Origin of the sequence: Sphingomonas sp. LM7, assembly GCF_002002925.1 — a bacterium.
Classification (GTDB): domain Bacteria; phylum Pseudomonadota; class Alphaproteobacteria; order Sphingomonadales; family Sphingomonadaceae; genus Sphingomonas.
This window is the reverse complement of sequence record NZ_CP019511.1, coordinates 552,616-563,311: the sequence shown is the minus strand read 5'-3', so window position 1 is coordinate 563,311 and position 10,696 is coordinate 552,616. Positions and strand designations below refer to the sequence as shown.

Sequence of the window (10,696 nt, the reverse complement as noted above, 5' to 3'; positions counted from 1 at the left end):
ATCGCAGCCATGATGCTGATTCGCCGCGGCTTGATCAAGTGCGAATTTTGCACTGCAGCATCAAAGCGTCCAATCGAGCTGCAGCCATAGCTTCTGCGTATCGGTCGCGAAGCGATCCGCGTGATAATCGGCATAGCGCAGCGCCACGGTTGTCCGCCCCAGCTTGCCGCTGGCGATCAGGTCGATTTCGTCGCCATAATGCCGCACCAGCCGATCGCTCTCGAAATGGTGATACTGGGCCTGCAAGGTGACTGCCCTGAACGGTCCAGCCTTGGACCGGCCGAACCCGACCGTACCGAACAGGTCGCGGACGCCGTCGGGTGGGTCGGGCGAGAACTTGCCCGCATTGCCCTGATAGCGAAATGCCGTGCCCACCGGGAACTGGAACGAAGTGAACGGCCTGCCATCCGAAGCGCCGAGCACTTCATAGGTCGCACCGATCCGCCACGGCGCAACGTCGAGCCCGGCGTCGAGCTGATAATAACTAGCAGAATAGTGATTGGGATTGCGGTGATAGTCGCTCTGCCGCGCGTAGCTCCCGGCATAGGTCAGCTTCACGGTGCGCGAGAGCGGCTGGCTGCCGGCAAGCCGCGCGCCATAGCTCTGGTTGGACAGCCGATACCCCTGCACCGCCGCCTCGTCCTGATCGACAAGGATCGCGAAACCGGTGAGCGTCCCGACAGGCGTCGCGTAGCCCAAAGTCGCGAAGACATTGTCGCCGCCGACCGAAGCCTGCCGCGCGCCGTTGCCCTCGACGCCCCAGATCGTCCGCACGCTCCAGGCATAGGTCAGGTCCGCCTTGAGCCCCTTCAACGGCATCAGCTCGAAGCGCACCGCGTCGAAGGTCTGCGCATTTTGCCGGAACGGCGACGTCCCCACGAACCGCTCGTCGTCGAGCGCGATCCGCTGGCGCCCCGCGGTCACCACCACCGCCTTGCTCCTGTACTGAATTTGCGCGCGATACAGCGCGATATTCTCCGGGTCCGAGATCAGCGGCCGCGTCGCGGCGCCGTGCAGCCCGTCATAATAGTCGCCGACCACCGCCATGTTGCCCTGTGCCTCGACCAGCGCAGTCCAGTGTCCGGCCGACGCCTGCACGCCCGTGCGGACGCGTATCGTCACCGCCTCGGCGTCCTGCGCCAGCCCGTCCTGCTCGACATGCTCGTAGCGGACCCGCGCCTCGGCAAGGGGCTTGATTTCCTGCGCGCAGGCTGGCGCCGCGGTTGCCAGTGCGGCGCCCGCCAATAGCATAGATCGCATGTCGTCCCCCCTGCTGGGCGGTGCCGTAGCCCCTGCCCCCTGCCCGCTCAGATCCGCGCGCCGCTCGTCCAGGTCGCCCGCCAGCGCCCCTCGACCAGCCGCAACCCGGCCAGCGCCACCAGCGCCAGCCCCGCGAAGATCAGGAACCCCGCCGAGAAGCTCCCTGTCAACTGCTTGGCGACGCCCAGCGAAGAAGCGAGGTAGAACCCGCCGACTCCGCCGGCCATGCCGACCAGCCCGGTCATCACTCCGATCTCAGCCTGGAAACGCTGCGGCACAAGCTGAAACACCGCACCATTGCCGGTGCCCAGCGCAAGCATCGCCAGCACGAACAGGGTAAGTGCGCTCGCCACGCTTTGCGCCGCGCTGACGCCCGCCAGCGCGAGTGCCGCGACGACGAACACCACCGACAGCGCCTTCACGCCGCCGATCCGGTCGGCCAGCGCCCCACCGAGCGGTCGCACCAGCGATCCCGCGAACACGCAGGCCGCCGTGCAATAGCCCGCCGTGATCGTGCTCAGCTCGAACCGGTCGGTGAAATAGATCGGCAGCGACGCCGCCAGCCCGACGAACCCGCCGAAGGTGACGGCGTAAAAGCCCATCAGCCACCACGCGTCTGGCAGCTTGAGCGGTTGGAAATAGGCCGTCAGCTTCTTGGGCGCAGGCGCATTGGGCGCGTCCTTCGCCATCAGCATGTACGCGACGAACACGATCGCCAGCGGAATGCAGGCGAGCCCGAGCACTGCGTTCCATCCGAACAGCTTGGCCAATGCCGGCGCGAACAACGCGGCGAGCACCGTCCCAGAATTGCCCATGCCCGCAAGCCCCATCGCCTTGCCCTGATGCTCGGGCGGATACCAGCGGCTGGCCAGCGGCAATGCGATCGCGAAGCTCGCCCCGGCAAAGCCAAGGATCACCCCCAGCGCCAGCGTGCCGGCGAAGCTGTTCACGCCCATCGCCCACGCTGTGAACAGCCCGGCGATCACAATGATCTGGCTGATCGCGCCCGAGCGCTTGGGCCCGATCCGATCGACCAGCAGCCCGTTGACGACGCGCAGCAGCGCCCCGGCAAGCGTCGGTGTCGCTACCATCAGCCCCTTCTGCGCCGCGGTCAGCTGCAGCGTCTTGGCGATGTCCGGCGCCAGCGGCCCGAGCAGCACCCAGACCATGAACGCCAGATCGAAATAGAGAAACGCCGCGACCAGCGTCGGCGTGTGCCCCGATTGCCAGAAGGTTGCTTTCGGCCGTGCCGGAAGGCGGTCCACATCGGCGCCGCCGCCCGCATAGTCGAAGCCTTCGCGCATCAGTTCCGCAATCTTCATCGCCCGAACTCCCCGTTGCCATTTAGGCACGAAAAAAGCCGCCTCCGGCCTCATGCACATGCAGGGACCGGACAGCGGCTTTGCTGATAATGTGTGAGAAGGACCGCCCCGGCGCTGGGGTGCCCTCCATGGACGCGCTTCATCGCGCGTTGGCCCTAAAGCTTCCTCAATTCGATTCTTTTCGCAAGTGCAAAAAACTTACCCGCGCCTAGCGGGTAAGCGCAGCGAGATAGGCCGGAAGGTCCTCGGGATCGAACACCGTCCCGTCGAAGAAGCGATCCGGCCCCAGCGTCAATGCTCCCTGATGCGCGCCGACCGGCAACGGCGCAGCCAGCGCCCCCTCCAGCTTCATGCTTGCCCCAGGCATCGGCAGCCCTGCCCCGCCCAACGCGCGGCGGTAGATATCGGGCCGGAACACATCGGCGGCCCGGCGCTCGGTCACGGGATCGGCCTCGACCATCCCCCAGCGCACCAGCTGCGAATAGATCCACAGCGCCTGGCTCCGCCACGGAAAGCCCGAAGCCTCGCGGTGGAACAGCAGGAAATCTGGTATATCGACCGGGGCGTCGCCGCGGCGCAGCACGAACTTGCCGCTCAGCGCCGTCCCGATCCATTCTGCAGGCTGGCCGACATATTCAGGCCGTTCGAGCAAGCCCGCCAGTTCCGCGCGATTGGCTGGATCGTCGCACCACGCCGCCGCCTGCGACATCGCCACCAGCAATCGATCGACCGTCCCGGCATTGGCCTCCATCCAGTCGGTCCGCATCGCCAGCACCTTCTCGACGCCGCGCCGCCAGATATTGACTCCCACCGCGACGATCTCGCCCACCCCTTCGGCCACCGCGACGCTGTTCCACGGCTCGCCGGCGATGAACCCGTCGATCTCGCCGAGCCGCAGCGCTTCGACCATGAACGACGGCGGCAGCACGCGCAGGCTGACGTCGCGGTCGGGATCGACGCCCGCATAACCCAGCCAATAGCGCAGCATCAGCGCGTGGCTGGAGAAGCGGTGGACCACGCCGATCACCGGCTTGCGCTTGTAGAGCCCGATCGCGTTGGCGAAGTCGTGCGCCGCCGCCTCGGGATCCTGCACGCGCCTGGCCGGATCGGGATCGAGCGCCAGCGCGAATTCACTCGCCATCACCAGCGCATTGCCGTTGACGTTGAGCTTGAACGGCGCCGAGATCGCCGCCGGATGCTGGCTGAGCCCCAGATTCACGGCGATCGCCAATGGCGCCAGCATGTGCGCCGCCTGCACCTGGCCATAGACCAGCCGGTCGCGCAGCGTTGCCCAGGACGTGGTCCGCACCAGCTCGAGGTCGATTCCCTGCGCCTCGGCAAAGCCCTTTGCGCGGGCAACGACCAGGGGTGCGCTGTCGGTCAGCGGCAGGAAGGCAATCGAAAGCGGAATCATGGCTGCCCCCCGAGCAGGCTTTGGGCGGTGATCAGCGCATCGGCGACATCGGCGATGCGCCTGTTCTGGCGCATCGCCGTCGAGCGCAGCAGCGCATAGGCATCGGGTTCGGCGAGTCCGCGGGTCTGCATCAATATCGCCTTGGCCCTGTCGATCGTCTTGCGGTCGGCAAGCGCGGTGCGCGCCTCGTCCAGCTCGGCCTGCATCCGAGCAAAGGCATTGAACCGGCGGATGGCGAGATCCAGGATCGGCTTGACCCGGTCCTTGCGCAGCCCATCGACGACATAGGCCGAGATCCCCGCATCGATCGCCGCGCCTATCATCGCATCGTCGGACTGGTCGACGAACATCGCGATCGGCCGGGCCAGCGCGCGGCTGACCGCCAGCATCTCCTCCAGCGTGTCGCGGCTCGGGCTGCCCAGGTCCATCAGCACCACGTCGGGCGCCATCCGCTCGATCTTGGCAACGAACGCACCCTGTGGCGGCACGACGTGGATGTCGTCATAGCCCGCGTCCCGCAGCCCCTCCTCGAGCACGGTCGCGCGCAATCCGCTGTCGTCGACGATCACGATCCGCAAGGATCCGTTCCCCCAGGAGCCGCGAGCCTAATGCAGGCCCGCGACGCCGCCGGTCAATCGTCGATCGATCGCTTGTAGGTTTCGGGGAGCAGGAAAAGCCCCAGCACCAGCGTTACCAGAGCGGCGACCACCGGATACCAGAGCCCGTAATAGATGTCCCCGGTAGCTGCGACCATCGCGAACGCCGTCGCCGGCAGGAACCCGCCGAACCAGCCATTGCCGATATGATAGGGCAGCGACATCGATGTGTAGCGGATGCGGCTGGGGAACAGCTCGACCAGCAGCGCCGCGATCGGGCCGTAGACCATCGTCACCAGCAGGACGAGCGCAGTCAGCACCGCCACGACCATCGGCTTGTTGATCGCATCCGGATCGGCCTTGGCGGGATAGCCCGCCCCCGCCAGCGCCGCCTTTGCCGCATCCTCGAAATCGGCGATGCCGATCGTCGCAACGGCGTCCTCGCGCAGCACTTCCTTGCGCGGATCATAGGCGGGCACCTGCTGCGATCCGATCTGCACCACGGCGGTCGTCCCCGCCGGCGCCTCGATATTGCGATAGGCGACGCCTTGCTTGGCGAGGAACGTCTTGGCGATGTCGCAGCTGGAGCCGTTGAACTTGTTCTTGCCGATCGGATCGAACTGGAACGAGCATTCGGCGGGATCGGCGGTGACGCTGATCGGGGAGGTGCGCTGGGCATGCGCCAGCGCCGGGTTCGCCGCTTCGGTGAGCATCCCGAACAGCGGGAAATAGCTCGCCGCCGCAATCGCGCAGCCGGCAAGGATGATCGGCTTGCGCCCGATCTTGTCGGAGAGCCAACCGAAGAACACGAAGAACGGCGTGCCGATCGCCAGCGCGATCGCAATCAGGATGTTGGTCGTCCAGCCATCCACCTTGAGCGTCTTCTCGAGGAAGAACAGCGCGTAGAATTGCCCGGTATACCAGACCACGGCCTGCCCGACGACAGCGCCGAACAGCGCGATCAGCACTAGCCGCAGGTTGCTCCACCGTCCGAACGCCTCGGTCAGCGGCGCCTTGGACGTGGTGCCCTCGTCCTTCATCTTCTGGAACACCGGGCTCTCGTTGAGCTGGAGCCGGATCCACATCGAGACGCCGAGCAGTACGATCGAGACGAGGAACGGCACGCGCCAGCCCCAGTCGCCGAACGCCGCCTCGCCGATGATCCAGCGCGTGCCGATCACCACCAGCAATGCCGCGAACAGCCCCATCGTCGCCGTGGTCTGGATCCAGCTGGTGTAGAGCCCGCGCTTGTTGTTGGGGGCGTGCTCGGCGACATAGGTCGCGGCACCGCCATATTCGCCGCCCAGCGCCAGGCCCTGTGCCAGCCGCAGCACGATCAGGATCACCGGCGCAGTCACGCCGATGCTCGCATAGCTCGGCAACAGCCCGACCGCGAAGGTCGACAGGCCCATGATCGCCATGGTGACTAGGAAGGTGTTCTTGCGGCCGACGAGGTCGCCGATCCGCCCGAAGACGAGCGCGCCGAACGGTCGCACCGCAAAGCCCGCGGCAAAGGCGGCGAGCGCGAAGATGAAGCCGGTCGTCTCGTTGACGCCGGAGAAAAACTTGGCCGAGATGATCGTCGCGAGCAGGCCGTAGAGATAGAAATCATACCATTCGAAAACGGTGCCGAGCGACGAGGCCGCGATCACCAGCTTCTCGTTCTGCGTCGCCTGGTGGTGCTCGGGTGTCCCCGCAGTCTCGGCCATGAATCGCTCCCCCTTATTCACGTTATCGCTACCTGACGGCAACACGGCGCGAGTGCAAACCCCTTGTACTTCACAGCGCGCGACAAGCGCACTAAGCAACTCGGCATGATCGACCGTTTCTTCCTCTCTCACCCCCGCAGCGTCGGCGAGAGCTATGGCGAGCACGCCGCCACCGCGTCGCGCTTTGGTATCACCATGATCGTCGGGGGCGCCGCCTGCCTGGTGCATGCGGTGCTGCCGAACCTGTTCGCCCGCACGGCGAGCGACACGGTCAAGCGGCTCTACGGCCAGATGAAGGCGCGCCAGCCGGCCTTCTCGCAGGAGCGCCCGGCGTTCCAGCAGCCCGAATGGCAGATCGAATACGAAATCTGACTAATGCAGGGGACGTTGTCTTTTCCTCCCTCGCGGAGCGGGGGAGGTGGCGCGTGCAGCGCGACGGAGGGGGCCTCGCCACGCTCGACGCGCTTGCGGAGGCGCGCCCTCCGTCATGCTTTGCATGCCACCTCCCCCGCTTCGCGAGGGAGGAATTTTAGTTGATCGAACATGTCGCCATCATCGGCGCAGGCTTTTCGGGCACGCTTCAGGCGATCAACCTGCTCCGCCACGAAGGCCCGCGCGCCACGCTGATCGAACGCGCGCCGGTGGCGGGCACCGGCCTCGCTTATGGCGCCGCGCATCCCAGCCATGTGCTCAACGTCCGCGCCGGCAACATGAGCGCGTTCCCGGACGATCCTTCGCACTTTGTCCGTTGGCTCGAAGCGCGCGGCGTGCAGGATGCGCCGACTGCCTTCATCCCGCGCGTCACTTATGGCGAATATCTCCGCGAATTGCTCGAAGCAGCGCTCAAGGATCCCAGCGGCCGCCTCACGCTCCTTCGCGACGAAGTTCAGGATGTCGAGCTCAACGGCAGTGTGAAGGTCCAGCTGCGCAACGCCACGCTCCGCGCCGATGCCGCAGTGCTCGCGGTCGGCAATTTGCCGCCGCACGATCCGCCCGGCCTGGATCCCGCCAGGCTCTCCGCGATGCGCTACAAGGGCGATCCCTGGGACACGTCGGTTCCGGAGAATTTGGGACCGGACGATACCGTTCTGGTGATCGGCACCGGCCTCACCATGATCGACGTCGTGCTGCTGCTCGACGCACGCGGCTTTCGCGGCAAGATCGTCGCGCTGTCGCGCCGCGGGTTGCTCCCCCGCCCGCACGGACCCGGCAGCGACTGGCAGAAGATCGACGAGCGCCCCACCACTGCCGCCTCGCGCCTGCTTCAAAGCGTCCGCACGCGCGGTGATTCGATCGGCTGGCGCAACGCCGTCGATGAGCTCCGCCCCTTCACCCAGGCGATGTGGGGCAATGCCAGCGAAGCCGAACGCGCCCGCTTCCTGCGCCATTTGCGCCCATGGTGGGACGTCCATCGGCACCGCCTCGCGCCGGAGGTCCATGCACGGCTGATGGCAGTGATCGAGCGCGGCCAGCTCGACGTGATCGCCGGCAAGACAATGGACGTCGCCGAACGCCCCTATGGCATCGAAGTCCGCTTCCGCCGCCGCGGCGCCGACACAGGCGAGACGCTGCTCGCCCAGCGCATCGTCAACTGCACCGGCCCGCTCGGCGATCTCGCCCGCACCCAGGAGCCTTTGCTTCAGAAGCTGGCGGCACGCGGGCTGATCCGCCCCGATGCCGCACATCTCGGGATCGACGTCGACAATCAGGGCCAGACCATCGACGCGAACGGCCAGCCCAATGCCGATCTCTATGCGCTTGGCCCGATGACGCGCGGCGCCTTCTGGGAGATCGTCGCCGTACCCGACATCCGGACACAGACCTGGAACGTCGCCCGCCGTCTCTCCAACGCGCACTGGGTCGGCGGCGAAGGGCTCTAGCGTCGCGTCGGGCAGAGTTAGTATCAATTGACACTATGTGTTCTGCGGGCGTATCTGCAGTGCATGACCGATCCTGCAAATCCGAACCCCTTGGGCCTTAACGGCTTCGAGTTCGTGGAATTCACGTCGCCCGATCCGGACGCGATGGCGCGCCAGTTCGAGCAGATGGGCTTCGTCGCCAGCCACACGCATCCGCGCAAGAACGTCACGCGCTACAAACAAGGCCGCATCAACCTGATGCTCAACCGCGACGAGACCGGTCGCGTCGCCGAATTCCGCGCGGCGCACGGCCCTTCGGCCAGCGCGATGGCGTTCCGCGTCGCCGACCCCGAAGCCGCAATGACCTGGGCGCTCGAGCATGGCGCCAAGCCTACGATCGAGGACGACACCGTCATCGAGGGCATTGGCGGCTCGTACCTCTATTTCATCCAGGACGGCACCGACCTCTACGCCGATTGGCAGGAAATCCCCGGCTGGCAGCAGGCCGAGGCAGAGAACAATGTCGGGCTCGACCTGCTCGACCACCTCACTCACAACGTCCGCCGCGGGCAGATGCAGGTGTGGTCGCAATTCTACAAGACGCTCTTCGGCTTCGAGGAGCAGAAGTATTTCGACATCAAGGGCCAGGCGACCGGGCTGTTCAGCCAAGCGATGATCGCTCCCGACAAGGCGATCCGCATCCCGCTCAACGAGAGCCAGGACGACACCAGCCAGATCGAGGAATTCATCCGCGAATATCAGGGTGAGGGCATCCAGCACCTCGCGCTGACCACCCCCGACATCTACGATACCGTCGAGCGGCTGCGTGCCCGCGGGGTGAAGCTGCAGGATACGATCGAGACCTATTTCGAGCTGATCGACAAGCGCGTCCCCGGCCATGGCGAGGACGTCGAGCGCCTGCGCAAGAATCGCATCCTGATCGACGGCAGCGTCGAGAACGGCGAAGGCCTGCTGCTCCAGATCTTCACCGAGAACATGTTCGGCCCGATCTTCTTCGAGATCATCCAGCGCAAGGGCAATGAGGGCTTCGGCAACGGCAATTTCCAGGCGCTGTTCGAGAGCATCGAACTCGACCAGATCCGCCGCGGCGTAATCAAGGTCGACGCATAAGGTTTGGAGAGGAAGAGCCGGGACGCGGCGCGGCGCAAGCTGCGACGCGATCCCGGCCAATTCCCTTTCCCCTTGGGAGAAGGGTTCTAGGATCAGCCAATGACCGACTATTTCCCCGGCTTCGGCAACCATGTCTCCACCGAGGCAGTAGCCGGCGCGCTCCCTGTCGGCCGCAACAGCCCGCAAAGGCCCGCTTTCGGCCTCTATGCCGAACAGCTGTCGGGCAGCGCGTTCACCGCCCCGCGCCACGAGAACCGGCGCTCCTGGCTTTATCGCCTCCGACCCACCGCCGAACACCCGCCCTTCGTCCGCTACGAAGGCGCGAAGCACTTCGCTCCCGGCACGGTGGACGCGCCGCTGCCGCCCAATCGCCTGCGCTGGGACCCGATCCCCGCCCTCACCGCGCCTACCGATCTGATCGACGGCATGACCACGATGCTCGCCAACCGTGATCCCGCCGATCTCGAAGGCGTCGCCGTCCATCTCTACGTCGCCAACAAGGACATGATTGACCGCGTTTTCGTCAACGCAGATGGCGAACTGCTGTTCATCCCCCAAGCCGGGCGGCTCGAATTGCTGACCGAGCTGGGCAGGATCGTAGTCGCGCCGGGTCAGATCGCACTGATTCCCCGCGGCGTTAAGTTCCGCGCACTGCTCCCCGATGGCGAAGCGCACGGCTATGTCGCCGAAAACCACGGCGCGCTGTTCCGCCTCCCCGATCTCGGCCCGATCGGCGCCAACGGACTAGCTAACCCGCGCGACTTCGAGACCCCCGCCGCCTGGTTCGAAGACCGCGACGACGCCACCGAGGTGGTCCAGAAATATCTCGGCAGCCTGTGGACGACGACGCTCGATCACTCGCCGCTCGACGTCGTCGCCTGGCACGGCAATCTCGCGCCGTGGCGCTACGATCTGTCGCGGTTCAACACGATCAACACGGTGAGCTTCGACCATCCCGACCCGTCGATCTTCACCGTGCTCACGTCGCCCAGCGACGTCCCCGGCCGCGCCAATGCCGATTTCGTGATCTTCCCGCCGCGCTGGATGGTCGCCGAAGGCACGTTCCGTCCGCCCTGGTTCCACCGCAACGTGATGAGCGAAGCGATGGGGCTGATCCACGGCGCCTACGACGCCAAGGCCGAAGGCTTCGCGCCGGGCGGCTTATCGCTGCACAATCTGATGTCCGGGCATGGCCCCGATCTGGCGAGTTGGGAAGGCGCGTCGAACGCCGAGCTCAAGCCGCACAAGATCGAAGGGACGATGGCGTTCATGGTGGAGACGTGCTGGCCGTATCGGCCGACACAGTTCGCCCTGGACCGCGCGCAGCCGGATTATGATGCGGCGTGGAAGGGGTTTCCGAAGGCGGTACTGCCGACGTGACGGTCAACCCTACGCCGTTCGTGCT

At 66.0% G+C, this 10,696-nt stretch carries 9 protein-coding genes; 4 read left to right on the top strand and 5 right to left on the bottom strand.

Annotation, left to right across the window (positions count from 1 at the left end):
• Nucleotides 1-60 precede the first annotated feature (60 nt).
• The 5 genes from BXU08_RS02695 to BXU08_RS02675 form a co-directional block, all read right to left on the bottom strand.
• Nucleotides 61-1,260 carry an alginate export family protein gene (locus tag BXU08_RS02695; protein ID WP_077508555.1) on the bottom strand — a complete coding sequence of 400 codons (1,200 nt, stop codon included), beginning with the start codon at nucleotides 1,258-1,260 and terminating at the stop codon, nucleotides 61-63.
• 47 nt (nucleotides 1,261-1,307) lie between these two features.
• A complete protein-coding gene (locus BXU08_RS02690) occupies nucleotides 1,308-2,564 on the bottom strand; it encodes a NarK/NasA family nitrate transporter (RefSeq protein WP_077511936.1) in 1,257 nt (418 codons plus the stop codon).
• Nucleotides 2,565-2,790: 226 nt separating this feature from the next.
• Nucleotides 2,791-3,996, bottom strand: a complete 1,206-nt coding sequence (locus BXU08_RS02685) for a CmpA/NrtA family ABC transporter substrate-binding protein (RefSeq protein WP_077508553.1) — start codon at nucleotides 3,994-3,996, stop codon at nucleotides 2,791-2,793.
• Nucleotides 3,993-4,574, bottom strand: coding sequence for an ANTAR domain-containing response regulator (locus BXU08_RS02680; RefSeq protein WP_077508551.1), 582 nt, complete (start codon nucleotides 4,572-4,574; stop codon nucleotides 3,993-3,995). The genes BXU08_RS02685 and BXU08_RS02680 overlap by 4 nt, the downstream gene beginning before the upstream one ends.
• 53 nt (nucleotides 4,575-4,627) lie before the next feature.
• Nucleotides 4,628-6,301, bottom strand: coding sequence for an MFS transporter (locus BXU08_RS02675; RefSeq protein WP_077508549.1), 1,674 nt, complete (start codon nucleotides 6,299-6,301; stop codon nucleotides 4,628-4,630).
• Nucleotides 6,302-6,406: 105 nt separating this feature from the next.
• Between BXU08_RS02675 and BXU08_RS02670 the strand changes: the two genes are divergently transcribed.
• The 4 genes from BXU08_RS02670 to hmgA all read left to right on the top strand — a co-directional run bounded on the left by BXU08_RS02670 (nucleotide 6,407) and on the right by hmgA (nucleotide 10,671).
• Nucleotides 6,407-6,673, top strand: coding sequence for a DUF6356 family protein (locus BXU08_RS02670; protein WP_077511934.1), 267 nt, complete (start codon nucleotides 6,407-6,409; stop codon nucleotides 6,671-6,673).
• Nucleotides 6,674-6,834: 161 nt separating this feature from the next.
• Nucleotides 6,835-8,181, top strand: a complete 1,347-nt coding sequence (locus BXU08_RS02665; protein WP_077508547.1) for an FAD/NAD(P)-binding protein — start codon at nucleotides 6,835-6,837, stop codon at nucleotides 8,179-8,181.
• Between the two features lie 63 nt (nucleotides 8,182-8,244).
• Nucleotides 8,245-9,291: a 4-hydroxyphenylpyruvate dioxygenase gene (gene hppD / locus BXU08_RS02660; RefSeq protein ID WP_077508545.1), complete on the top strand. Its 1,047-nt coding sequence runs from the start codon at nucleotides 8,245-8,247 to the stop codon at nucleotides 9,289-9,291.
• A 99-nt stretch (nucleotides 9,292-9,390) separates the two neighbouring features.
• Complete coding sequence (hmgA, locus tag BXU08_RS02655; protein ID WP_077508543.1) at nucleotides 9,391-10,671, top strand: homogentisate 1,2-dioxygenase; 1,281 nt, start codon at nucleotides 9,391-9,393, stop codon at nucleotides 10,669-10,671.
• The last annotated feature ends 25 nt before the right edge of the window (nucleotides 10,672-10,696 follow it).